At 35.7% G+C, this 24299-nt stretch carries 22 protein-coding genes; 15 read left to right on the top strand and 7 right to left on the bottom strand.

Features of this window, described 5'->3' with window-relative positions:
* Positions 1 to 94 precede the first annotated feature (94 nt).
* From GJV77_RS08565 to GJV77_RS08555, 3 genes are all read right to left on the bottom strand, one after another.
* Complete coding sequence (locus tag GJV77_RS08565; RefSeq protein WP_155035955.1) at positions 95 to 1039, bottom strand: YeiH family protein; 945 nt, start codon at positions 1037 to 1039, stop codon at positions 95 to 97.
* Between the two features lie 71 nt (positions 1040 to 1110).
* Positions 1111 to 2007: a LysR family transcriptional regulator gene (locus tag GJV77_RS08560; protein WP_155035954.1), complete on the bottom strand. Its 897-nt coding sequence runs from the start codon at positions 2005 to 2007 to the stop codon at positions 1111 to 1113.
* Positions 2008 to 2270: 263 nt separating this feature from the next.
* Positions 2271 to 2897 carry a 2OG-Fe(II) oxygenase gene (locus GJV77_RS08555; protein WP_155035953.1) on the bottom strand — a complete coding sequence of 209 codons (627 nt, stop codon included), beginning with the start codon at positions 2895 to 2897 and terminating at the stop codon, positions 2271 to 2273.
* A gap of 868 nt (positions 2898 to 3765) precedes the next feature.
* On the opposite strand from GJV77_RS08555, the gene GJV77_RS08550 reads away from it, so the two are divergent.
* The 3 genes from GJV77_RS08550 to GJV77_RS08540 are packed head-to-tail and all read left to right on the top strand — an operon-like array spanning position 3766 to position 6026.
* Positions 3766 to 4098 carry a hypothetical protein gene (locus tag GJV77_RS08550; RefSeq protein ID WP_240142843.1) on the top strand — a complete coding sequence of 111 codons (333 nt, stop codon included), beginning with the start codon at positions 3766 to 3768 and terminating at the stop codon, positions 4096 to 4098.
* Positions 4099 to 4107: 9 nt separating this feature from the next.
* Positions 4108 to 4398: a hypothetical protein gene (locus GJV77_RS08545; RefSeq protein WP_155035951.1), complete on the top strand. Its 291-nt coding sequence runs from the start codon at positions 4108 to 4110 to the stop codon at positions 4396 to 4398.
* A gap of 35 nt (positions 4399 to 4433) precedes the next feature.
* Positions 4434 to 6026: a PepSY-associated TM helix domain-containing protein gene (locus GJV77_RS08540; protein WP_155035950.1), complete on the top strand. Its 1593-nt coding sequence runs from the start codon at positions 4434 to 4436 to the stop codon at positions 6024 to 6026.
* A 147-nt stretch (positions 6027 to 6173) separates the two neighbouring features.
* Here the strand turns inward: GJV77_RS08540 and GJV77_RS08535 are convergent, their stop codons facing one another.
* The 3 genes from GJV77_RS08535 to GJV77_RS08525 all read right to left on the bottom strand — a co-directional run bounded on the left by GJV77_RS08535 (position 6174) and on the right by GJV77_RS08525 (position 10755).
* Positions 6174 to 6752, bottom strand: coding sequence for a DUF4112 domain-containing protein (locus GJV77_RS08535; protein ID WP_155035949.1), 579 nt, complete (start codon positions 6750 to 6752; stop codon positions 6174 to 6176).
* A 12-nt stretch (positions 6753 to 6764) separates the two neighbouring features.
* Positions 6765 to 8903 carry a hypothetical protein gene (locus tag GJV77_RS08530; RefSeq protein ID WP_155035948.1) on the bottom strand — a complete coding sequence of 713 codons (2139 nt, stop codon included), beginning with the start codon at positions 8901 to 8903 and terminating at the stop codon, positions 6765 to 6767.
* 424 nt (positions 8904 to 9327) lie between these two features.
* Positions 9328 to 10755 carry an aminotransferase-like domain-containing protein gene (locus GJV77_RS08525; RefSeq protein ID WP_155035947.1) on the bottom strand — a complete coding sequence of 476 codons (1428 nt, stop codon included), beginning with the start codon at positions 10753 to 10755 and terminating at the stop codon, positions 9328 to 9330.
* Between the two features lie 93 nt (positions 10756 to 10848).
* Here GJV77_RS08525 and GJV77_RS08520 point away from each other — a divergent pair, with 93 nt between their 5' ends.
* The gene (locus GJV77_RS08520) at positions 10849 to 11739 is read left to right on the top strand and encodes a DMT family transporter (RefSeq protein ID WP_155035946.1); all 891 of its coding nucleotides are present in this window, start codon (positions 10849 to 10851) and stop codon (positions 11737 to 11739) included.
* 102 nt (positions 11740 to 11841) lie between these two features.
* Here GJV77_RS08520 and GJV77_RS08515 read toward each other — a convergent pair whose 3' ends face one another.
* Positions 11842 to 12768 (bottom strand): bestrophin family protein, encoded by a 927-nt coding sequence (locus GJV77_RS08515; RefSeq protein WP_155035945.1) that lies wholly within the window; start codon positions 12766 to 12768, stop codon positions 11842 to 11844.
* A gap of 497 nt (positions 12769 to 13265) precedes the next feature.
* Between GJV77_RS08515 and GJV77_RS08510 the strand changes: the two genes are divergently transcribed.
* From GJV77_RS08510 to ribB, 11 genes are all read left to right on the top strand, one after another.
* Entirely contained in the window at positions 13266 to 13544 is a 279-nt protein-coding gene (locus tag GJV77_RS08510) for a hypothetical protein (protein ID WP_155035944.1), read from the top strand.
* Positions 13545 to 13751: 207 nt separating this feature from the next.
* Entirely contained in the window at positions 13752 to 14054 is a 303-nt protein-coding gene (locus tag GJV77_RS08505) for a hypothetical protein (RefSeq protein WP_155035943.1), read from the top strand.
* A 160-nt stretch (positions 14055 to 14214) separates the two neighbouring features.
* Positions 14215 to 15687, top strand: coding sequence for a Na+/H+ antiporter NhaC (nhaC, locus tag GJV77_RS08500; RefSeq protein ID WP_155035942.1), 1473 nt, complete (start codon positions 14215 to 14217; stop codon positions 15685 to 15687).
* A 599-nt stretch (positions 15688 to 16286) separates the two neighbouring features.
* Positions 16287 to 16925: a peroxiredoxin gene (locus GJV77_RS08495; protein WP_155035941.1), complete on the top strand. Its 639-nt coding sequence runs from the start codon at positions 16287 to 16289 to the stop codon at positions 16923 to 16925.
* Between the two features lie 44 nt (positions 16926 to 16969).
* Positions 16970 to 17278 (top strand): thioredoxin family protein, encoded by a 309-nt coding sequence (locus GJV77_RS08490; RefSeq protein ID WP_155035940.1) that lies wholly within the window; start codon positions 16970 to 16972, stop codon positions 17276 to 17278.
* A 21-nt stretch (positions 17279 to 17299) separates the two neighbouring features.
* The gene (locus GJV77_RS08485; RefSeq protein ID WP_155035939.1) at positions 17300 to 17557 is read left to right on the top strand and encodes a DUF6952 family protein; all 258 of its coding nucleotides are present in this window, start codon (positions 17300 to 17302) and stop codon (positions 17555 to 17557) included.
* Positions 17558 to 17735: 178 nt separating this feature from the next.
* Complete coding sequence (gene tpx / locus GJV77_RS08480; RefSeq protein ID WP_155035938.1) at positions 17736 to 18236, top strand: thiol peroxidase; 501 nt, start codon at positions 17736 to 17738, stop codon at positions 18234 to 18236.
* 117 nt (positions 18237 to 18353) lie between these two features.
* Positions 18354 to 20891 (top strand): FtsK/SpoIIIE family DNA translocase, encoded by a 2538-nt coding sequence (locus GJV77_RS08475; protein ID WP_155035937.1) that lies wholly within the window; start codon positions 18354 to 18356, stop codon positions 20889 to 20891.
* Between the two features lie 19 nt (positions 20892 to 20910).
* The gene (locus tag GJV77_RS08470) at positions 20911 to 21555 is read left to right on the top strand and encodes a LolA family protein (protein ID WP_155035936.1); all 645 of its coding nucleotides are present in this window, start codon (positions 20911 to 20913) and stop codon (positions 21553 to 21555) included.
* 11 nt (positions 21556 to 21566) lie between these two features.
* On the top strand, positions 21567 to 23081 hold the full coding sequence (locus GJV77_RS08465; protein ID WP_162521596.1) for an LptF/LptG family permease: 1515 nt from the start codon (positions 21567 to 21569) through the stop codon (positions 23079 to 23081).
* Between the two features lie 44 nt (positions 23082 to 23125).
* Entirely contained in the window at positions 23126 to 24259 is a 1134-nt protein-coding gene (ribB, locus tag GJV77_RS08460; RefSeq protein ID WP_155035935.1) for a 3,4-dihydroxy-2-butanone-4-phosphate synthase, read from the top strand.
* Positions 24260 to 24299 lie beyond the last annotated feature (40 nt).

The raw sequence follows: 24299 nt of genomic DNA, 5'->3' as shown, positions 1-24299 counted from the left end.
TTTAAATGCTGTTGCATTTATTTGTTGAATCTAAGCACAATAAACAATCCCTTTAACATAGATGTTAAAGGGATTTCTAATTGTTTTGTTTCTATTAATTCACATACAAAATATACAACAAAGAGCTAATTGAGATAAATACCCACAACCCTACCCCTTCAAGTAGCGGTCTGACTCCTACAGACTTCACTGTTCGATAGGAAAGAGAAGTACCGATTAAAAACAAAGTAAGGGTCAATGCTTTCTTAGACAATTCAACAATATAAGGACTAATTAACTCAATACCTGGAATATAAGAGTTGGCCAACATTGCCAAAACAAACAAGCCAATGAAGTAAGGAAGCTTCACCTTTGTTCCCTTGTTCTTGAATAAGACAGTGGATAAAAAAGCTACTGGAATAACCCATAATGCGCGAGCCAACTTAACGGTCGTTGCCACTTCAAGTGCTTGATCACCATACTTAGCCGCAGCGCCTACTACCGAGCTGGTATCGTGTATCGCTATAGCAGACCACAATCCAAAATCTACTTGACTCAGACCAAGTGCATGACCAATTGGCGGGAAGATAATCAAGGCCAAAGAGTTTAAAATAAACACAATGCCTAAAGCTACTGATATCTGTTTCTCATCGGCTTTAATCACAGGAGATACTGCTGCTATAGCACTTCCTCCACAAATCGCTGTACCAGAAGATATTAAATAGGATATTTTCTTGTCTATTTTCAAAGCTTTCCCCAATACAAATCCAAGGATTAAAGTCAATGCAATAGAAAATATCGTCAGTACAAAACCGTCTTTACCAGCCGCAATAGCGCTGTAAATATTCATACCAAAACCCAAACCTACAACAGCTACCTTCAGTAGAAGCCCAGTCGTTTTTTTGGTTTGTTTTGCATAAGGATTTTCAAATAACTGCGCATATATAATTCCTATAATCAATGCTGTCGCTGAAGATACAAATGGAAGAAAGCACAAAAGTGCCAATCCTATTAAAACCACTTTGGCAAGGGTTAACGGACTTGAAGTTTTTATTGTCATTTACATCTAGTTTTTACTGATACAAATATCCTTCAGTAAAATCAATTGTGTAAATACATAATTGTTATACTCTATAACTTTAAATTATACGATTGTGCAAAACGGATAAACAATTCAACCAGTGCACTCTCTTGTCCTTGTCTTTGGATAATACTGAAACAGCGATTGATCTCTAGGCCTTCTATATCCACTACAACCAACTCATTGTATTTAAGCTCCTTTAAAATAGCGTGTATAGACAAGAAAGCAAAACTAGAAGAGTGCATTAAATACATCTTGATACTTTCTGTACTGGAAAAACTCATATCACTTTTGAGGTCATTAATAGATATCCCCACCTTATTCAAACTACTTTCGATCACATCTAGAGTACCAGAACCACTCTCTCTAAGCAAAAAGCTAAGTTGCTTGAGTTCCTCTGGAGGTATACTCCCCTGCTTGGCTAACGGATTAGTCGCCTTACACACTAATACGATTTCATCTTTGATAAAGTCTGTGTATTTTATCTGCGGATGCTTACTATTGCCCTCCACCATCGCTACATCAATCTGACTGCTAAGCAAAGCTTTTTCTATACCATAAGTATTGTCTGATATTACATCAATGTGTATATCTCCAACTTTTTCGCGAAACTCAGCTAATAAGGGAGGCAACACATATTGGGAAATTGTCGTACTCGCCCCTAGACAGAGATTGCCATCCATCTTGGCGTTGAGCGCATGAATGTCAAAAGCTAAATTGCGATAAATGGAAAAAACCTCCTCTGCATAACGACACAGAAGCTCTCCAGACTCGGTCAAAGAAATCTTCACACCATTGCGATCAAATAATTTCGTTTTATAATGCGATTCTATTTCTTGTATATGTTTAGTCACAGCAGGTTGAGAAATCATTAATTCCTTTGCTGCTTTAGTAAAGCTATTCTTTTTAGCTACTGTATAAAATACTTTTAATCGAAAGTCAAACATATCTATAATGAATCGTTATCAATACCTACATACAATAAAGGAGTTAATCATCGTATAGTTTAAAAATATTGCAAACGATAAACTACATCCTTTAATCTTACAAAGTTAAACCAACACCTTATACAATCAACAATAAATCCTAAAATAATACGCACAACGATACTAATACCGAGTATAGATAACAAAACAATACCGACACTATCAAAAACAAAAAAGGCTGAGTCACACTGCGCTCAACCTTCCTTATTATTTTTATTCTTATTTTACCTAGTCTTTAACCACCCCGTAATGCTATAACGCACGTGATTAACCATTTTTACTTCATGCTCTAAGGCTTTACTATTAAAGATAATCATACGTCCTGGAAGGGCGTGTATATTCTTTTGATACTCTACACCATGCTCATCTTTTAAATAGATTGCTAATTCACCTCCCCAACTTGGATTCCAATCCTCATCATTGAGGTACAGTACCATGGATAAGGTACGTCTGGTATCAGTGTGAAAAGTATCCAAATGTCTCTTGTAAAAAGTACCTGGAGGATAACACGCGTAGTGAAATTCCCCTCCCTGCAATCCTAAATAACAAGTTTGATTGACATAAGCAATGAAGTTATTCATCTTCTCGAAATACATTTTTTCCACTTCATCAGGCTGATCCTCATCTAGCCACAGTATAGAATCTCCACGTATTTCTTCTATAATCTGCTCACTATCATTATTTCCTATAGCTGCTTGCTTAAAATTAGACAACTCTCTCTTTAGCTTTAAATTAGCGCGTAAAAGCTCTATTTCTTTGGCAGTAAAGAAAGCATCTACAACTGAGTATTTATGATTCATTAAATCATTTATTATTAACTCATAAAATGGATTTACTTCAAATTCATTCATTGATTATTAAATAAAACTTAGGCAAATATAATTTACAATACAAAAAAAACAATACTTATTTCTGTTTTTTTTAACATACTAGTCACGGTATTTTTTCTTGACAACCCTATCCAGAATATGAGCTACTAAAAACAAACCACTTTCCTTCATTTTAGACTTTTATATCGTTTCATTTAGTACCATATTAAAGTTTCAGTAGGAAAAGCAATAGTCTTACAAAAAACAAGCAACTAATATTCAATATTCACAAAAGAAGTCATACATCACTTTGTGGAAAAAACATTAGTTTAGTCTACTTAATTAAATCAATTGGACATACATTTAGAAATTAATTAATCTTAGCAATCGCAAATAAAAGCCATATAACACACTACCAAATATTGTTTAAGTTACCTATTTTTTCAATTATAGTTTAAAAAACTTAGCTGTCGTCATTAATAATCATCTCACCTATTTCAATTACCCGTGCTTTCTTGACCTATGACTGCAGTATAAGTGCACTTTCCTTGCCAAGAAGCCACTTCTGGGGTAGTATACTGCAGGAATACTGCACGTATAGCACTAGCTTGGCAACAAAAACCATTGTTTTGACATCACCATGAGTTAAAACAAGCTACCTATGTTTAAAAATTCAATACCTCCGTTTAATAACAGAATAGTGATATAGTAAGAAGAAACAGCAAATTCTCGAAAATTACGAACAATACTACATATTGTTTAAAAAAGTAATCACACCTTATTTTGTAAGATCAATAGAAACAAGACCACCCAACTAAACCTAATAGATATACATTTAAACTTTTTATTCTTTTTGTTTATGGTAGGATAAATATTTTGCATACCTTTGTTTTTAATTAATCTAAATAATATGTATACTATTATCTGTACACTTACCGCGTTAGGATTTTTTGTATTATACAATACTTCACAAAAAGTAAAATTCAACAAATCATGCGTGTTTACTCAGTGGATTAGATCCCACAAAAAGCCTTCTGTAGCCATAGCATTACTATTATTGACCATTAGTCTAATTTTAGAAATAATTGTGGATGGAGTAGCCATCGGTATCTTTACCTTCCTGGTTTATCTTATGTTTATTGGATCAGCTATTTTATCACTTTACCCTACCCTATCGATTCGTCTGTCACATATAGGTGCGTTAATAGGAGGTTGTCTATTCTTTGAAGTTATTTTACTCTAAATATCAGCTATGCCTGCAAATAAAAAACACTTAGAATCCTCAGCAATACAACGCTTTTTAAAGATTACCGCTGGCTTTTTTGGAGGACTACTACTCACTGTAACCTTCCATCTATTATTTATGTATTACTTCTCACCTGAAGAAGTTTTTACCACTATGTTTGCCACCGGCTACCTATTATGGGCAGCGTTATTTATCATTGCCTTTCTATTCGACAATGGCCTCAAAGCATGGGGAATTTACTTAGCTCTAAGCATTTTATGCTATATTCCCTACCTACTAAACAGCCCTATCGCCTAATCATTTACAACACTACATAGCGCAACTATTCAATCATGAATGTCAAGAATTACAACCGATACTTTCATCTGCATACAATAAGCGGGATTATCATTACCGTTATCCTATACATCTTTTTCTTTGCAGGTTCATTCTCTTTCTTTAAAAATGAGATTGACAGTTGGCAACAAAATACTCCGAAAAAGGACTATACTGCACAAACAATCAATTACAATCAAATCATAGATTCTTTAGATAGTAACTATGGTCTTTATGGACGAAATATCTCTTTCCGAGTTTCTGATAAAACCAGAACCGTACGCCTGTCAGTCACCCCGTCAAAAGACACTTTAAACCCAAAAGCAAAACAGCGTAACTTTGGTTACCTCAACCCGGAAACTAATCAAATAAAATCCTATCAAGAAAACTACGGTCTAGGTGAATTTCTATATCGACTACACTTCTTTGCTCAAGTAAACGCTTTAGGTAAAGTAGGCCCTATACCTGTCGGATATTTCATAGCAGGATTAGTTTCTTTCCTCTTCTTATTTGCTCTACTAACAGGGATACTAGTGCACTGGAAAAAGATAGTTTCAAATTTTTACATCTTCAGACCTTGGGAAAAAATCAAAACCATCTGGACTGACTTACACACTGCATTAGGAGTAATCTCTTTTCCTTTTCAATTGATCTTTGCTATCACAGGGTCGTATTTCTTACTCCATTACTACGTAATGATGAGTAGCGTGGCGGCACTTGGATATCAAGGTGATGTAAAAAAACTACAAGAAGATGTAAACTTTAGAAAAGGTCCTGTCAAAGAAGTTATCTTTGAAAACAAGCCACTAGATCATTCGATTGATATCAACAACTACCTCACACAAACCGAAGAACGCTGGAAAGATGCAGAAATAACCGGTATAAGTATTGACAATTACGGCGATCAAAGCATGGTGGTGACTGTCAATGGAAAAGCACCAGCAGCTAAGCAATTCAATAGTAAAGGAGAACTGAAATACCACGTAGCAACCAATAAGGTTACCCAAATAGCTGATCCGTTTGCCAATCCTGGTTATAGTTATTCATTTTCGAATATTCTGTACGAGCTACACTTCGGTGCCTTTGGTGGATACTTGACTCGAATTGTTTATTTCCTAGTAGGAGTAGCTGGATGTATTGTCATTATTTCAGGTGTTTTAATCTGGCTCGTTGCCAGGGACAAAAAAAACGTACCAGAACACAAACGCAAGTTTAACTTTTGGCTGGCCAATACCTATATGGCTATATGCCTGTCTATGTATCCCGTAACAGCACTTAGCTTTATAGCCGTAAAAATATTCCCTGATAAAGGACAAAGTTTTATCTATTCTTTCTATTTTTGGACCTGGCTCATTGCCACCGTATTACTGCTTGTCAGAAAGAATATCTATAAGACTAATAGAGACTGTCTGCTTTTGGGAAGTATTATAGGATTCTGTATTCCTATTGTCAATGGTATATGTACAGGAGACTGGCTCTGGAACAATTACAAGAACCAGTATTTTGATATCTTAACGATTGACTTGTTTTGGATTATAGTCCCTATAATTACCTTATTTGCATACAGGTTGGTTATACGAAAACATGAGCAAAAACAAATGACACAGTAACAAAAAGCGCTTTGGACTTCCAAAGCGCTTTTTTATTTCCTCTTTCTCAAGACTACCATATACCAATGAAACTTTACAGATACGAAAAATGGCTTACCAAATAGATAAGCCATTCTTGTTCAATTCAATTACATAGCAATATTTACTTTATGAAAAAAGTCCTAAGAACCAATTAATAATCATTGCAGCTAACTTAATCATATAATAGATTAACACTGAAAATAGTAAAATCCCAAGAAAAGAATAAACAGCTTGTTTATTTACTTTCTTAATGATCTCTTTATCATCTTCGACAAAGCCGACAATCAACTTCATATTTCTCAAATAACTACGATTAAAAACATCAAGGATATTACCTATCCAAAAAGGAATCAAACCAATAAAGACGTCTGTCATGATATTAAACAACACAGCTAAGGTAAGTGGTATTGACTTAACTTTAAACAAACTCACATACAAAAACGGCATCGATACCACCGAACTTATCGCATCTCCTATCCCACCAGGAATAAAACCAATAATTGGATCTAAAAAATAGCGATCCATTGTTTTGGCTATCCCCTTTAGCATCTGATAAGACCTAGATTGCTCTATGCGCAACTTTTCATCCGCTTTTTCTTTCTGTCTTTTGATTTCTACTTGAGTTGCCTTAGCGATATCTTTTAATTCTTTACTATCATCTAGACCTATATCAATCTTCGCCTGCTTTCTTCTATTACTTTCCATATCCGATCTACCCTATATTTCTAATGTCTTATCTCCTGACAACAAATCATCTATATCTTGAGCTGTAAATGCAATACCACTAACGTCTGCTAACATCATCAAGCCCGCTTTTACTTGTGCAGGATACTCAGCTGTATTGATTTGAGTCATTACTGATCTTAATACTGCTGACTTATCATCAATATCCTTCATTTGTTCCTGAAAAGCCTTTTGTTTTTGCGCCAATTGATCGTCAAAATGTGCTTTTTCAAGAGCACTCCACTCCTTTTTTGCCTGTAATACAATCCAAGATTCAACTAAGTCAATTCCGCCTGTAATCACTTTGTTTTGAGCATTAGCCATAGCAACTGCATCTACTTGCTTATACTTATCTTGAATATAACGCTTATCCGCTAACTTATTAGCTGTTAAATCTCCATTTACATCCATCATATCTAACATTGCATCGTCAGCACTGGTGTGTAATTCAGCTTTTAATTCAGTCATAAACTGAGTTAAACGCCCCTGAACATCGCTAGCCAATTCAATATTATCCAATTTGCTAATCACTTCCTTACGCACTAAATGTCCATCTAGTTTAGAAGATGCAATCTCTTTAGCCACATATAGCAATTTGACATAAGAATCTAAATTGCTTGCAATCTTTCTCTTAACCTCAGGGCTAACAGATAAGGCTTGGCGAATTTGATGATTACTCTGTCTGAGCTTCGTCTTTAGCTCCTCATAGCGCAACTTATCTTTCTCAAGCACCTGTTGGTTGTGTACTAACTCATCTTGATCTAATTTTAAGTTAGTCTGAGCTTCTCTGTACCCTCGAATAACTGGTTGACAATTAGTCTGCCAATCCATTAATTCCCTACTATACGACTTGCGCCCTACACCTAAAAACATCAGCATTGGTTTGACAGGCTTCAACGCTACCGCCAATTCATACTCATCTCTTGCATCTTCAATAAAAGACTCATTTGAACCGATAGTCTCTTTGCAATTAACAATATTCAGTTGAGCGTCTTCCATCTTACGCGTCAAGAAGTTAAACTCGTCGAGAATCAAATCACGTGATGCTTTCATCAAGCGCAATTCTTCTGTATTATATATAGCGCCCAATAAAGCTTTGAGTTCATCACTCATCACCTGTCTTGCATAACGATAAAATATATGAGCTTTAGGAATGAATAGCTCATTTAGTGTACGATGAATAAGCATTAAACGCTTCATATCAACATTGACCACGGCTACATCGTGACTAGCCTTACTCTTTAGGTCAACTAACTCACTTTTTAACTTAGACGTTTTATTTGACGATTCAATATAGTGGCCCGCCATATCTACGACTGCCAATAAAATCATCGCTTTATTCCCCTTAGCTTTACTCAAGTGACTAGAAGCTCTATTTAACGATTGTTTAAAGCTATCGTCAATTTCCTTCATTAACACCCCACAGGAAGTGGCTAACTTCTCATATTCGGTACGAATAACTTCAAGCATTCCTTGGGTATTGAGATATTCGATTTTATCAAAATCAAATAAAGTAGGTGCAACTACCTTTATCGAATCGCCAAAAATATCAACTAAGCCTAATGCATAATCGCGATACAGAGAAACCACATCATCGCGAAGCATCACATACTGACTGATCGCATCCTTAATTCCATAGCGCAATTCTTCATAGCCCCCCATCATTTTAGCATAGTTATCGTAGATCGTCTGTGCCTGCTGCTTCACTGATAACGTACCACGACTTCCCGTTATACGATTTACATCAATCACTACACCATTAGCTGAAAGATAAGCTTCCCGTTGTCCTTGCTTATCTATAACTTTCAAATACTGATTAGCTACTTGATCCAATAACTTTTCTAGACCCGTTATCACTTCTTCGGCATTACCTGTAGTTAACGCATTATACAGTTGATATTCATCAACAATATATTTACTTTCGTCATTAGTCTTAAACGCTACGCGAATAGCTTCATCTTTATTGTATTTTAGATATGCCTCCCATACTAACTCATTCACTACTACAGAATCTCCAGTCACCCCTTCTATTGCTAAATCATAAGCCAAATCTCCACGTGTATAAATACTATCGCTTTCAACTAGCTTCTGAGCTAAATCATATATCTTTTCATATATTTTTTCCTTTTTCATAGCAATGATTTTTTATAGTTATCTAATATTGTGTTACTGAAAATAAGTGTTTAGCAGTCTAATTCATCTCTAAGATCGCCAAATTAGAATAATCGAAAAACACTTATTTCATCGAATAGCTACTTTAAAAGTCTTATACTTTTAACAATTTATAGTCGGCCACTATCGCTTTTTATTTCTTTTTCATTTCAAAAGTACAGATTAAGTAATTATCACTATACTATTATTATTTATGTTGCACGTTTTTTTGAGTAAAGTACATTATCTTATAAATAACTTTAGGTATTTCGAGTCGAAAAACAATTACAATTAGATTCTATTAGTACAATTAACAATATAAATTCTAAAAGTTATTCCAAATTATAGTTGCCGAGGACTATCTCCTCCCCCTTTCATCGTCCTGTACACTAACACCTATAAGAAATTAGCTATTGAGCTTTTCCAATTGTTTAGCCAATATTCCTATTTGTTTTAGCTTACTCTCTAAATTACTACTCCAGGAAAGTCCAAAACATAAGCGCATCGAATTATTATATTGATCTTGTAGAGTAAACATACGCCCAGGAGCAATACTAATCCCACGTTTAATAGCAGCATCATAAAGTGCTATAGTATCAATCTCTTCTCCAAATTCAATCCAAAGCGACAGCCCCCCTTGAGGTTGACAGATTTTAATATTCTTTGGAAAACTCTGCTTAACCACATTGGCATAATTCTGATAATTCTGATACAAACGCTTGCGCAACTGTCTCAAGTGCTTATCATATTTCCCAGATTTCATAAAGTTAGCCACAGCCTCCTGCTCTAAGGCAGAAGAAGAAATCGAATGAACTAGTTTTTTCTTGAGCACCTTGTCTTTATACTTCCCTGGAGCTACCCAACCCACGCGAAAACCCGGAGCTAAGGTTTTAGAAATTGAACTACACCAAAGCACATTACCTGTAGTATCATAAGTCTTACAGCAATTCGGACGATGTCCACTAAAGCACAAATCACCATAAACATCGTCTTCAATTAAAGGAATATCGTGTTTAGCTAATAACTCAACGATCTCTTTTTTGTTCTCATCAGGCATACAACTTCCAACAGGCGTATTATAATTAGATATTAGGATACAGATATCTATTTTAGAAGCCACCTCTCTGAGCGCCTCTACTTTCACACCTGTATTGGGGTTTGTCGGTAATTCAAACACCTTAAGACCAAGGCCTAAAGCTAATTGTAAAATACCTGGATAACACGGGCTCTCAATAGCAACTGTGTCCCCTGGTTTACTGAGTGCAATCAAACACAAGGACACAGCATTCATTCCTCCATTAGTTGTAATGATATCATCTTCTTTGAGATGAGCACCCCATGATAGTGAACGCATGGCCACCATACGCCTTAGGTTTACATTTCCCTCTACTCGTTCATATTGCACACCACCTGTAGGAAGCGCTCTAGTTGCTTGAACAATTTCCTTTTTAAGCTGAGCAATAGGTAGCATATCCCCATAAGCTACTGTATAAGAAAGCAATAAAATATCTTCCCTTCCAATATTAGCATATACCTTTTGGAGAATATCATTGGGAGCACATTGGTTAGCTAACAAAATAGGATTACTCTCCTCTGGCAAAGGTAAATCTTTGTAACTGAGGCTACTGACAAAATACCCACTCTGCGGCTTAGAATAAATCAGAGACTGTGCCTCAAGTTCTAAAAAAACGCGTTTAGCTGTATTCATACTAACCTCATATTCAGCACACAACATACGCACTGAAGGCAATTTATCCCCCTCTTGAAGGCTTCCATTTCTAATCTGCTCTGCTAAATTCTCAGCAATTTCACTGTATAAATAGGTTTTACTCATAAGGCAATCAAACTGTGTCCATACAAATATACAAAACTGATACTGTTCTATTACTATTATCAACCTTAATTTTGTACCAAATAAAAAAAGAGAATGGAACAAGCAAGCATTGTAAATGCAAAAGAGAAATCATCTAGTGGATGGTTAAACGGTTTTATTGGGGTACTGTTATTCGCTGGGTCAATGCCCGCAACGAAAATGGCAGTTTCAGGGCTAGACCCTATTTTCGCTACAGCAGCCAGAGCTGTTATTGCAGCAGCTTTATCCCTATTGTGTATTGTCGCTTTTAGAGAAAAACTGCCGACAAAGGAACAAGTATGGCCACTAATCAAGGTAGCTATTGGAGGAGTCATTGGATTCCCACTACTTACAGCGATGGCATTACAGCACATCACATCAGCGCACTCCTTAGTATTCATGGGAATGTTACCATTGTCTACTGCAGTATTTGCTGTATTCATCGGTAAAGAAAAGCCGAAACCAATATTTTGGTTATTTTCGCTAATTGGTAGTGCACTTGTCATTGGATTTGCTTTCTCTCAGGGCGTGAGTGCAAATCCTGTAGGTGATATCCTAATGATCTTAGCGATTATCTTATGTGGACAAAGTTATGCAGAGGGCGCAAAACTTTCTAAAACACTAGGCGGCTATCAAGTAATTTCATGGGCATGTGTAATCTCACTACCCCTAACCATTCCAATTATGTTATACACCTTTCCTACAAACATTGAGTTTATCACTACAGAGGCATGGTTTGGACTATTTTACATCTCAGTAGTAAGTATGTTTTTAGCGTATATCTTCTGGTACAAAGGGTTAGCACAAGGAGGTATTGCTACAGTAGGGCAAATTCAACTACTACAACCTTTATTTGGAATGATCTTAGCAGCTACTGTATTAAACGAGACAATAAGCCCAGAAATGTTATACATCACCTTTGGTGTAATACTATGCGTGGCAGCGAGTAAGCGCTTCGCCAAATAAATAAGAATTTTTCTTTTTCATCATTATATTTACTTTACGAAAAAAGGGTTGAACTGTCATAGACAGATCAACCCTTTTTTATTCATTAAACCTTTAAAATTGTTAGGTTACAACATAATCATTATTTGGCATCAATATTATTGGCAATGGCATTTCAGATATTTCACTAAGTGAGTATTCTATATTCGCACACATTTGATCCAGTGCTAAATCGTTCTCTTCCATACCAAAAGGCTCTGATATCTCATCTACAACAGCATCTAACACAATAAAAGTGTAAGCGACAAAGGTTACAAAAAACGGCATCGCCCATACAATTGCATCAATCAACCCAAATGGCAGTATAAAACAATAGATATAAACCGTACGATGAAGAATCACAAAGTAAACAAATGGAATCTTGGTATGTACAATTCGCTCACAAGCACCTAACACAATAGACAATTGATCTAAATTCTGATCAATACGCGCTTGAGTAATTGTATCCATACGCCCCTCGCGTTGTTGTTTGGCTATCCACCCTGTGAGTATATGAAGCAAATAAGCAGGCTTAAATCGCTTAGTCAATACCGCTTGATAAACCTCAGGTGTTAAATATTGCTCTAAAATTGAATAATTATCTTTACCTCGAAGCTGTAAATTCAACGAATAACAAAAAGCTATTATCAAACGAATCGCCTCTTTTTTGTCCTCTTTAGTAAACGAGGCAGACTCCGCAATATAGTTTTGAATCTGAAAAGCTAGTGAACGCGTATGAATCACAAGGCTCCCCCATTGCTTACGACCCTCCCAAAAACGGTCATATGCCGCATTGTTACAAAAGCCTAAAAAGATCGCTAAAGAAATACCCACCAATGTAAAAGCTCCTATATTCAGAGGAATGATAACTTCCGGAAACATATAACGTGCAAAGTAAACCAGCCAAGAGAATACGAAAATGACTATTAAGGTGGGGTAAATCTTCTTTAAAACAGACCCTTTCCAAGTAAAAAGCATTTGTAGTATATGCTTTTTGTTTCTTACAATCATACTATTTAAGATTAGTTTTCGAAGATCAAAGGTAGAATTAATACCTAAAAAAAACTACTTATTTATGTAACAAGTAGTTCTTATTGATGCGCTAATCACATCCAACAGCAATAATTTAAAACAATCCTATAAATAGGAATACAATACAATGTTAATACACTTATTCATTTCTGAATACGCATTGAGTAAATATAGCAATAAAAATGACCATTGTTACAAAAAACCTAACTAATTAATAAAAAAACACACAAAACACGAATAACTAATTTTTTACCAAGTAATTTAATACATTAAACCAATACACAAATATTGAATAAAACACAGAATCATTACTATTAACCTAATTAAACTAACACAAACGAACTACTTAATTGATATTTTTTAATACAATTTAATAATAAAAATAAAAACAATTAATGACATATCGAGATAATTATTAAAATTATTATGCAAAAAATAACAATAAGTAGTGTTTTTAACCAATAAAAGTTAATGTTATGAAAAGTCTCACCTTATTATTGATTGTATTTTTTGCAATCCAGCAACTGAGTTTTGCACAAGAAGCAGTAGGTATAAACACCGTATTACCCAAGACTACCTTAGATGTCAATGGAAAAGTTACGATTCGAGATACCGAAAATCCTACACCAGAGGACACCATCAAACCACTGTACATCACACAAGACAAAGTAGTAGTGACTTTCCCGCCTACTACTCCTACTGCAGCAACTTCCGTAATTACAGCATCGAATATTTCAATTGTACCTAACAATTAAGAAAATGCAACTATTTTTAATAATGCAAGTGAAGATATTAGAATACCTTTCGCCGAAATTGATATCACGCCCAACAACCTAGACCTAAGCGTTGATAATAATTATAGTTTAGTTATTGCAGAAACAGGAACCTATCAAATAACTGGTTATATTAATTTACATCACTCTAGCTCCCTCCCTTCTAGAACCTCAAATGTAATTGGTGATATGGTAATCTTAAAGCCTTATTATGCAAATATATTTGTCTTCGTCAAGTTAACTCTGAACGGGACTACAAAAGTACTTACCGGAAACAGACCTATACTGCAAAGCATACTACATAGTAGTCAGTTCAACATTATAACCTTACCAACAATTACTACTAAACTTAACGCTGGTGACAAACTTTCTTTAGGATTCAGAAGAACTACCCTTACAAGCGGAGATGGGGCTGGATCGGACGTCAATACGATAGGATTAGCCAAAGCCTACGGTGCAGCTCCTTATTCAATCACAATTACCAAACTATAGAATAATACACACCACATAAAGCGATAGTTCATCTGACTATCGCTTTTTTTCTACACCAAAACAAACCCAATTATTTACTCATATTTATTAATATGAATCACTTATTTAAAAGTAATATTGTTTAATTTCGCATAAAATATCAAATTTTAATTCAAAATAAATGGAACACAAACAAGCCAAAACGGAAAGACCAATCACCTTGTTTCAATCGCTAATTCCCGTAGTACTACTCGTAGGGTTATTAGCTATCAATGTATTTGTATTCCGGGATGATGCCTTGTCAGGTACCAATCAATTTATTTTGATTATCGGTGGAGCTATTGCTACGATCATAGGCATTTACAATCGAGTGAGCTATGAAAAGATCCTTTCACAGGTGACCACTAATATCAAAGATACTAGCAATGCTATTTTTATCCTTTTACTAGTTGGCGCCCTATCAGGTACTTGGCTAATTAGCGGTATTATCCCTAGCATGATATACTACGGACTAAATATATTACACCCTGCAATTTTCTTACCTGCCTGCGTGATTATCACTTCGATCATCTCTATCGCCACAGGAAGCTCTTGGACAACCTCTGCTACCGCAGGTATAGCCTTAGTCGGCATTGGAAACGCCTTAGATATGCCTTTAGGTATTGTAGGAGGAGCTATTATATCAGGTGCTTATTTTGGAGACAAACTATCACCCCTATCCGATACCACAAACTTAGCTCCAGTGATGGCTGGAACTGATTTGTTTATCCATATTCGCTATATGTTGTTCACAACAGTACCTACTTATGTAGTTACCCTTATCTTATTCATCATCTTAGGAGTGATTTATGGTCATTCAGGAAATATAGACACAGAAGAAACCTTAGCCGCTATAGCTAACACCTTTTATATCACCCCTTGGGTATTCATCGTACCAGCAGTCGTTATATTCCTAATTGTACGCAAAGTACAATCTATAGCAGCACTGCTTATCGGAGTACTGCTAGGTGCTATTTTTGCACTTATCTTCCAACCAGATATCGTCGTAGCCGTTTCGGGTGGAGACACCTTTAATTTTTACAACGCTTATAAGGGTATGATGCTAGCGATAACGACAGATGTTCGCATACTATCACCACTGGAGAGCCTTAACGCTCTATTTGAAGCAGGTGGCATGGCAAGTATGCTTGACACAGTATGGCTGATTTTATGCGCTATGCTTTTTGGAGGAACTATGGAAGCTATCGGAGCCTTACAAAAAATCTCTACAGCCCTATTGAGTATTGCTAGTAATGTATTTGGACTATTCGCCAGTACCGTAGCGAGCTGTCTAGCAATAAACATTATGACTTCAGATCAATATTTATCTATAGTTGTACCAGGCAAAATGTTTTCAGATGCCTATAAGATTAAAGGATTAGCCCCTGAGAACTTAAGTCGAACACTGGAAGACTCTGGAACAGTAACTTCTGTACTAATCCCATGGAATACCTGTGGTGCTTATCACGCTGGTGTATTGGGAATACCTACCTTGAGTTATTTACCTTATGCGTTCTTTAACTACCTTAGTCCATTTGTCACCTTACTCTATGCAGCACTAAATATCAAAATACGCCGCTTAACCAACAAAGACAATCATCAAGCCCAAGCTTAAACATATACTAGCCATCTATTGTACAATAGGTGGCTTTTTTATCTCTCCTTGAATAGATAAAACCTTTTTTTATCTACAATGAATAAGTACAATAAAAAAGTCTCGTACTATTCTGGTTCGAAACTGGTTCGACTCTTCTTTCATAAAAAAGCAATTTTACGCAATAAACTAAGAGATTAATGAAACAATAGTGAAAGGATTGACTTTAAAAACAAACCCCACACATTTGTAAATACTTAAAAATAACTTAGTTATAAGTTAACATTCACAATTTGAGCTACTCTATTTATACGTCAATTAACCTATATTACTCCTATTTACTCCTAATGTCTTGGTTATACTAAAGCTTTTTATTGCTAAAAAACAAAAAACAATTAGCAATTATATAACAGAAATACATTTTGCAAGCTCGTATTTTCTTTCTATATTTAAATTCTAGTAGAGTATATGATTAATCTATTGTATTATTAGTGAAGCATAAATTTATCTTATACTAAAATAAATAATTGCAATACAAAACATAGTACATAGCCGATAAACTACACTACATTTGTACACAGATAACAAAGAAATCAATATTAACTTTAAAAATAATTATTATGTCTTTAGTAGGTAAAAAATTTCCAAATATCACAGTTGATGCAATGTCTGAAATGGGAGATGATTTAAGAATCAACATCTTCGAAGAAGCAACAAAAAACAACAAGAAAGTATTATTATTCTGGTATCCAAAAGACTTCACATTCGTATGTCCAACAGAATTACACGCTTTCCAAGCAGCACTAGGTGAGTTCGAAAAAAGAAACACAATGGTAATTGGAGCTTCATGTGATACAAACGAAGTACACTTTGCTTGGTTAAACACAGCAAAAGATAACGGAGGAATCGAAGGAGTAACTTACCCTATCTTAGCGGATACACAAAGAAACTTATCTTCAGTATTAGGAATCCTAGACGTACAAGAAGAAGTATATAACGAAGAGTTTGATGCTGTACAAATCGAAGGATCAAATGTAACTTATAGAGCTACATACTTAGTAGACGAAACAGGAAAAATCTTCCACGAATCAGTTAACGACATGCCATTAGGAAGAAACGTAAACGAATACTTACGATTAATCGACGCTTACACACACGTACAAACGCATGGTGAAGTATGTCCAGCTAACTGGGAAGAAGGAAAAGACGCAATGAACGCTGATAGAAGCGGTGTAGCTGATTATTTAAGCAAGCACTAATAAGTGTAAATCATTGCTTGTATAACCTAATAAATTAATAAAAAATGCTTTTAGAATTAGATAAAGACAATTTACAAGAAATTGTAAATTCAAATGATAAAGTAGTGGTACAATACGCTGCTACATGGTGTGGTAACTGTAGAATTATGAAACCAAAGTTTAAAAAATTGGCTAACCAACAGGAAGCTATGACATTTGTAATTGCAGATGCAGAGAAATTCCCAGAGTCAAGACAATTAGCTGACGTAAGTAATCTACCAACATTTGCTACTTTTGTGAATGGTAAATTAGTAAACCAAACACAAACAAATAAAGCGGAAGTTTTAAACGAATTAGTAAACGAAATTGTATAATTTCTAAAAACAACAATCCGTATGAAATTACCAGTTATAAAACATTTGACTCAATTTATTGAGGAGAATGACCAAGACTACCTTATTGAAACCATTGAGGTGTTAGAAAACCTTACTGAAGTACCTTCATTAAAAGATGAAGAGCTAGATGTGATCGGTGAACTAATCTCTAATATGTATGGTGCACTAGAGGTTCAAAAACTAATCAAAGAAGGTGCAACACAAAAAGAAGCCCTTAACGGTTTTATGAAACGAGTACTAGGATCAATAGACAAATAGTTTGTCAATACCAATAAAAAAAGCTCAATGCGATTGCATTGAGCTTTTTTTGTTTCTATATACTAATGGACAATTACAGAATAGAGAAACTTCTTTATTGCGATGATTTCTCCCATATAAAACAAGTTTATATTGGTAATTTTTATATATTTTTGTAGAGTATAAATAATATAACAATATGGCAAAAGTAACTTTAAAAGGGCACGAAGTTCACACTATCGGAGAGCTTCCAGCTTTAAATACAACTGCACCTGCATTCAACTTAGTTGGCGCTGGATTAGCAGATAAGACATTAGCAGATTATCAAGGTAAAAAGATAATCTTAAACATCTTTCCAAGTGTAGATACAGGAGTGTGTGCTGCCTCTGTGAGACACTTTAACCAAACAGCTTCTTCATTAGAAAACACTGTAGTATTGTGTATTTCAAGAGACTTACCATTCGCACAAGAAAGATTCTGTGGTGCAGAGGGATTAAACAATGTAGCAATGCTATCTGACTTTAGAGAAGGACAATTCGGAAAAGACTACGGCGTATTATTTGAAGATGGCCCACTAAAAGGATTGCTATCACGCTCTATCGTAGTTCTAGATCAAGATGCTAAAGTAATCTATACAGAACAAGTAGCAGAGACTACAGAAGAACCAAATTACGACAAAGCATTAGCTGCGTTAAAATAACAGAATTACAAAATATACTGTTATTAATTGTACACGAATTAACCTGTATAATTAATAGCAGTTTTTGTATTATAGAACACCTCTACAATAAGCCATATTGTAAAGCTAAAAATTGCAATGAAACAAGACAATAAAACAAAAAAAAATACGACCTCTAAATCAGCTAACAAAGACAAAACAAAAGGCAACTCTTTATTCAATATAAAGTTTTTATTTCTGATTATTTTACTATTTACTGGTATTGCCCTAACAGTCAGTCTAGTCTCTTACCTGTTTACTGGAATTGAAGACCAAAGTAGCCTAGGAGCAATGAGCGACCGTACAGCAACTGTAGCAAACCAAACAGGTAAAGTAGGCGCTTATTTTGGACACACACTAATCTTTAGTGGGTTTGGTGTTGCTGCTTTTTTCTTGTGTAAGATACTTATACAAACGGCAACTTACGGTTTGTTTGGCATTAGTGCTACCCGCGTAAAGAACGTTATCTTTTGGGACTTATGTGCCATGATTATCGTTTCTATTTCTTTGGGATTCTTCGCTTCTTCAAACCTCATATTAGGTGGAGCTGTTGGTTTTGAGATTAATCAATACCTAGTGGATTACCTAGGTACCATCGGAACAATTTTATTAATTCTATTCTTTGCCATTGCCTTTGTTATCTTTCGCTTTAAGCCTTCGCCAGAAAAGATTAAAAACACACTGGATAGTGTCAAAGACTCGGTAAACAACACGCTAGAAAAAAGTAAACAAGAAATCGCTGATCTAAAAACTGAAACGAAGAAAGTTACAGTAGATACCCCTAAACAAGAAACTATATCTCAACAAGAAAACTTAGAAGAGTTGATTTTGAATAATCTTATCGATGATGAGACTCTCACAGACAAGACTACACAACAATCAACCACGGAACAACCTGAAAGTGAAAAATCAGAAACGACAACTTTCACGATGAACCCTAAAACGGTCAAACCAACAATAGAGCACAGTTCTGAGTTGCCTATCAACAAGAAAAAAGAAGAAGACAAATCATTTGAAAGCATGATTCTCGATACGCCAAATGACGATAACTTTGTCATTGAAGCAGCAGAAGACGAAGAAGTGGTAGAGGAAAACTTAGCTGCCAAACTCGTACAAGACTTTGGAGAATTTGACCCTACCCTAGAATTGTCAAAATACCAATTCCCTTCTATTGACCTATTAAAAGATTACGGAACTTCGAGTATTACAATTGACCAAGAAGAACTAGAAATAAACAAAAACAATATTGTAGAGACACTAAAAAACTACAAGATTGACATTGCACAAATTAAAGCTACAGTAGGTCCTACTGTGACACTCTATGAAATAGTACCAGAAGCAGGGGTTCGAATCTCTAAAATTAAAAACCTAGAGGACGATATTGCACTATCACTAGCTGCTCTTGGTATTCGTATCATAGCACCTATCCCAGGTAGAGGAACCATCGGTATAGAAGTACCAAACACAAAACCATCGATCGTATCGATGAAAAGTGTCATTTCCTCACCTAAGTTTCAAAATGCGGAGATGGAACTACCTATAGCACTAGGTAAAACCATTAGCAACGAAACCTTTGTTGTAGACTTAGCTAAAATGCCACACATGTTGATGGCTGGTGCCACTGGACAAGGTAAATCCGTAGGGTTAAATGCCGTACTTACTTCTTTGTTATACAAAAAGCACCCGGCAGAAGTTAAATTTGTGTTAGTAGATCCGAAAAAGGTAGAATTAACGTTATTTAATAAAATAGAACGTCATTATTTAGCTAAATTGCCAGATGCAGAAGACGCAATCATCACAGACAATACTAAAGTAATCAACACACTGAATTCACTTTGTATAGAAATGGACAATCGCTATAGCTTATTAAAAGACGCTATGGTTAGAAACATCAAAGAATACAATGAAAAATTCAAACAACGCAAATTAAACCCAGAGCAAGGACACCGTTTCTTGCCTTATATTGTACTTGTCGTTGATGAGTTCGCAGATTTAATTATGACAGCTGGGAAAGAAGTTGAGACACCAATTGCCCGTCTAGCACAGCTAGCCCGTGCCATTGGAATTCACTTAATCATCGCCACCCAACGACCATCGGTAAACGTGATTACAGGGATTATTAAGGCTAACTTCCCTGCGCGTGTAGCTTTTAGAGTAACCTCTAAAATAGACTCCCGCACCATCTTAGATGGTCAAGGAGCAGACCAATTAATCGGACGTGGAGACATGCTATATACACAAGGAAACGACCTAGTACGTGTACAATGTGCCTTTGTCGACACCCCTGAAGTAGAAAGATTAACCGAATTTATCGGTGCTCAAAAAGCTTATCCAGAAGCTTATTTATTGCCAGAATACGTAGGAGAAGAAACAAGCACCGCTATAGATGTTGACATCAGTGAACGCGATAGCTTATTTAGACAAGCAGCCGAAGTAATAGTAACTGCTCAACAAGGATCAGCTTCTCTACTTCAGCGCAAGCTAAAACTAGGCTACAACAGAGCAGGACGCTTAATCGATCAACTAGAAGCAGCAGGCATTGTTGGCCCGTTTGAAGGAAGTAAGGCTAGAGTAGTATTAATTCCAGATTTAATCGCTCTTGAGCAATTCTTCCAAGAAGAAGAACAAAACATGTAAACGATAAAAATACAACTGAATGAAAAAGATAATTAATATATTATTCGCTTTTATACTAGTCATCTCAAGTGGATACTCACAAACTAGTCAAAAAGCCAAGAGTTACTTAGACCAAGTCAGCAAAACGTTAAGCAGCTACAAAAACGTATCTATAGACTTCACATATACTTCTCACAACACAGCTAGTCAAGACATTAGTCAAAAAGGTCATATCGACATCCAAAAAGACCTTTATGTCTTGGACTTTATGGGAATAAAGAAAATATACGATGGTAAAAAAATATACACTATATCAACAGAAGATGAAGAAGTGACCGTATCAAATTTAAACAAAGACAAAGCTGATGGGATATTACCTTCAGATATGCTAACTTTTTTTAAAGAAGGATTTTCATATCAATGGGATATCACAGCTACGGTAAAAGGAAAAAAAATACAGTATATCAAGTTAATACCTACGGATAAAAACTCTGGTATTAAAGATATTCTATTAGGAATAGAAGACGCAACTAAAAACATCTTCTCTCAAGTACAAACAGGTAAAGACGGCTCGAAAATGGTATTGAGCGTTAATTCTTTTGAAACGAATCAGACTTTATCGAAAAATCATTTTACCTTTACAGCATCGAAGTACCCGAATTATTACATTAATACAATAGATTAGTTTTTCTTTCTGTGAAAATAATAGATCGCTATATTTTAAAAAGTTTTGTAACAACACTAGCTACAGTGTTTGCTATCTTATACTTTATATTCATACTACAAGCCGTGTGGCTATTCATCACTGAGCTAGCAGGAAAAGACTTAGATGTATTTGTAGTCATCAAGTTTTTATTACTATACTCCCCTAAGATGGTACCCTTAGTACTTCCGCTATCGGTATTATTAGCCTCAATTATGACTTTTGGTAGTCTAGCTGAGAACTATGAGTTCGCGGCTATGAAAGCCTCAGGGATATCGCTGGGAAGAGCTCTACGCCCTTTGTCAGTATTTATATCAGGGTTAGCATTGTTGTCATTTTGGTTTGCAAACAACGTGATACCTATTGCTGAGTATGAATTCATTAACCTCAGACGAGAGATTATCGCTGTTAAACCTGCTATGGCAATTGCTCCAGGGCAATTTACCGATCTGGGAACATCAAATATCAAAGTAGATAAAAAAACAGGAGACAAAGGCCAATACTTGGACAATGTAACTATGCATATGCGCGGAGGTAACACAGGTGCTAATGATGTAGTTATACGCTCTGTAAATGGAGAGCTAAGCTCTTCGGAGAACTCTAACCTACTATCTCTCCACTTACTAGACGGGAACTACTATAGAGACTTGCCAATCAAAAACTACAAAGACAGAGCAAAAGTTCCGTTTATGAAAGTGAAGTTCGACAAGTATACTGTAAATATGGATCTTGCCGCTTTAAACGAAACAGAGAATACAGAAAAGGTAACCAATACCTATCACATGCTGAATATTAGTCAATTGAGCTACACAATTGACTCATTGAAAAAAGAAGTGAAAGACAATAAAATCTCTTACGCAGACAACTTAATGTTAAGAGTAAACAACTTATACAAAGTAGATCAAGAAAATATAGAAAAAAGTCAACAAGTGAGTGACTCTACAGCCACGGCTAGTAAACTTACTTTTATAGAGACTGCCCCTGAAGATTTGTTAGGGCAATTCAACAGAACAGAAAAAGACCGCGTACTGACTACAGCTGGGGAATATGTGAGTAATCTAGTATTCAACACAGAGACTAATGATGCCTCTATCCTAAACCAAATGAAGAAAGTGAATAGTCACTACTTGGCTTTAAACGAAAAGTTTGTAATCGCTTACTCGTGTTTCTTAATGTTCTTCATCGGCGCACCATTAGGTGCAATTATCCGAAAAGGAGGTATTGGACTACCAATGGTAGCCTCTGTCGCTATCTTTATCACCTACCACTTTATCAATACCTTTGGTAGAAAAGTAGCTCAAGAAGACGGAATGAATGCTATCTTAGGCTCGTGGATTGGAGCATTAGCCTTGACTCCACTTGCAATCTTTGTAACCTATAAAGCCACTACTGACAATGGAGATGTCAACTTTATGGCTGTCTTTGATCCATTTATCGATGGCTTTAACTTTGTCAAAGGAAAAATAAAGACACGATTTGCAAAGAAAGTAAAACAACAAGCAGAATAACTGCTTGATAACTAACATGTATAAACAACAAAAAAACAACTATAATGTCACACAATCATATCAAATTAAACACTATTGAAGAAGCTATTGAAGATATCCGTGCAGGAAAAGTAATCATAGTGGTCGATGATGAGGACCGTGAAAACGAAGGTGATTTTATCGCCGCAGCAGAGATGGTAACCCCTGAGATGATTAACTTCATGGCTACTCATGGTAGAGGACTAATCTGCGCTCCCCTAACTGAGTCAAGATGTAAAGAACTTGATTTGCACCCAATGGTAAGCAACAATACAGTGCTTCACCAAACAGCATTTACCGTATCTATTGACCTAAAAGGTCACGGATGTACTACAGGTATCTCTGTTCACGATAGAGCCAAAACTATAGCTTCGCTAGTGAATGAAAAGACCACAGCAGACGATTTAGGACGCCCAGGACATATCTTCCCGCTAATCGCTAAAGAAGGTGGTGTACTTAGAAGAACAGGGCACACAGAGGCTTCTGTGGATCTAGCTCGCCTAGCTGGATTAAAACCCGCAGGTATCTTAGTGGAAATACTAAACGAAGACGGAACCATGGCTAGACTACCTCAATTAATAGAAGTAGCCAAAAAATGGGATCTTAAAATTATCTCTATCGAAAATCTTGTGGCTTACCGCATGAAATACGATAGCTTAATTGAGAAAAAAGAAGACTTCGAAATAGATACGCGTTTTGGTAAATTCAGACTAAGAGCTTACCAACAAAATACTAATCACCAAGTACATATTGCCCTTACAAAAGGAACATGGGATGAAGATGAAGTAGTACTTACTCGTATCAACTCTATGTTAGGTAATAACGATGTCCTTGATGCTCTAAGTGGTAAACTTGACAAACGTATCGAAGCAGCCTTCGATCGTATCAACCAAGAGGAAAAAGGAGCTATTCTATTCATCAATCAAGAAGAATCGAGCACTAGCCTTCTAAAACGCTTATCCTTAATCAAAGATCAAGGAGCATCATTGACTATGGATACACCAAAATTAGCAACGGATCAAAAGGATTTCGGTATCGGTGCACAGATTTTACACGATCTAAAGATTGGTAAGATTAACTTAATGACAAATTCAGAACATGCCAAAAGAGTTGGAATGACTGGATATGGTTTAGAAATTGATGGATATACTAAATATTAGTACTACAACAAATAATTAAAGATTAAGCAGTTAGAAAATA

The sequence above is a fragment of the Myroides pelagicus genome, assembly GCF_009711055.1.
In the GTDB taxonomy this organism is placed as follows: domain Bacteria; phylum Bacteroidota; class Bacteroidia; order Flavobacteriales; family Flavobacteriaceae; genus Flavobacterium; species Flavobacterium pelagicum.
The sequence above is the reverse complement of the archived record's forward strand: the minus strand, read 5'-3'. Positions and strand labels throughout refer to the sequence as shown.

What these genes read in the sequence shown, in the direction of transcription:
- GJV77_RS08550 (WP_240142843.1), top strand. Translation starts at nt 3,766, where the DNA reads ATGTATACTATTATCTGTACACTTACCGCGTTAGGATTTTTTGTATTA.
- GJV77_RS08475 (WP_155035937.1), top strand. Translation starts at nt 18,354, where the DNA reads ATGAAACAAGACAATAAAACAAAAAAAAATACGACCTCTAAATCAGCT.
- ribB (WP_155035935.1), top strand. Translation starts at nt 23,126, where the DNA reads ATGTCACACAATCATATCAAATTAAACACTATTGAAGAAGCTATTGAA.
- GJV77_RS08545 (WP_155035951.1), top strand. Translation starts at nt 4,108, where the DNA reads ATGCCTGCAAATAAAAAACACTTAGAATCCTCAGCAATACAACGCTTT.
- GJV77_RS08515 (WP_155035945.1), bottom strand. Translation starts at nt 12,768, where the DNA reads ATGATTGTAAGAAACAAAAAGCATATACTACAAATGCTTTTTACTTGG.
- GJV77_RS08495 (WP_155035941.1), top strand. Translation starts at nt 16,287, where the DNA reads ATGTCTTTAGTAGGTAAAAAATTTCCAAATATCACAGTTGATGCAATG.
- GJV77_RS08535 (WP_155035949.1), bottom strand. Translation starts at nt 6,752, where the DNA reads ATGGAAAGTAATAGAAGAAAGCAGGCGAAGATTGATATAGGTCTAGAT.
- GJV77_RS08520 (WP_155035946.1), top strand. Translation starts at nt 10,849, where the DNA reads ATGGAACAAGCAAGCATTGTAAATGCAAAAGAGAAATCATCTAGTGGA.
- GJV77_RS08490 (WP_155035940.1), top strand. Translation starts at nt 16,970, where the DNA reads ATGCTTTTAGAATTAGATAAAGACAATTTACAAGAAATTGTAAATTCA.
- GJV77_RS08565 (WP_155035955.1), bottom strand. Translation starts at nt 1,039, where the DNA reads ATGACAATAAAAACTTCAAGTCCGTTAACCCTTGCCAAAGTGGTTTTA.
- GJV77_RS08485 (WP_155035939.1), top strand. Translation starts at nt 17,300, where the DNA reads ATGAAATTACCAGTTATAAAACATTTGACTCAATTTATTGAGGAGAAT.
- GJV77_RS08525 (WP_155035947.1), bottom strand. Translation starts at nt 10,755, where the DNA reads ATGAGTAAAACCTATTTATACAGTGAAATTGCTGAGAATTTAGCAGAG.
- GJV77_RS08505 (WP_155035943.1), top strand. Translation starts at nt 13,752, where the DNA reads ATGGTAATCTTAAAGCCTTATTATGCAAATATATTTGTCTTCGTCAAG.
- GJV77_RS08560 (WP_155035954.1), bottom strand. Translation starts at nt 2,007, where the DNA reads ATGTTTGACTTTCGATTAAAAGTATTTTATACAGTAGCTAAAAAGAAT.
- GJV77_RS08540 (WP_155035950.1), top strand. Translation starts at nt 4,434, where the DNA reads ATGAATGTCAAGAATTACAACCGATACTTTCATCTGCATACAATAAGC.
- GJV77_RS08555 (WP_155035953.1), bottom strand. Translation starts at nt 2,897, where the DNA reads ATGAATGAATTTGAAGTAAATCCATTTTATGAGTTAATAATAAATGAT.
- GJV77_RS08530 (WP_155035948.1), bottom strand. Translation starts at nt 8,903, where the DNA reads ATGAAAAAGGAAAAAATATATGAAAAGATATATGATTTAGCTCAGAAG.
- nhaC (WP_155035942.1), top strand. Translation starts at nt 14,215, where the DNA reads ATGGAACACAAACAAGCCAAAACGGAAAGACCAATCACCTTGTTTCAA.
- tpx (WP_155035938.1), top strand. Translation starts at nt 17,736, where the DNA reads ATGGCAAAAGTAACTTTAAAAGGGCACGAAGTTCACACTATCGGAGAG.
- GJV77_RS08510 (WP_155035944.1), top strand. Translation starts at nt 13,266, where the DNA reads ATGAAAAGTCTCACCTTATTATTGATTGTATTTTTTGCAATCCAGCAA.
- GJV77_RS08470 (WP_155035936.1), top strand. Translation starts at nt 20,911, where the DNA reads ATGAAAAAGATAATTAATATATTATTCGCTTTTATACTAGTCATCTCA.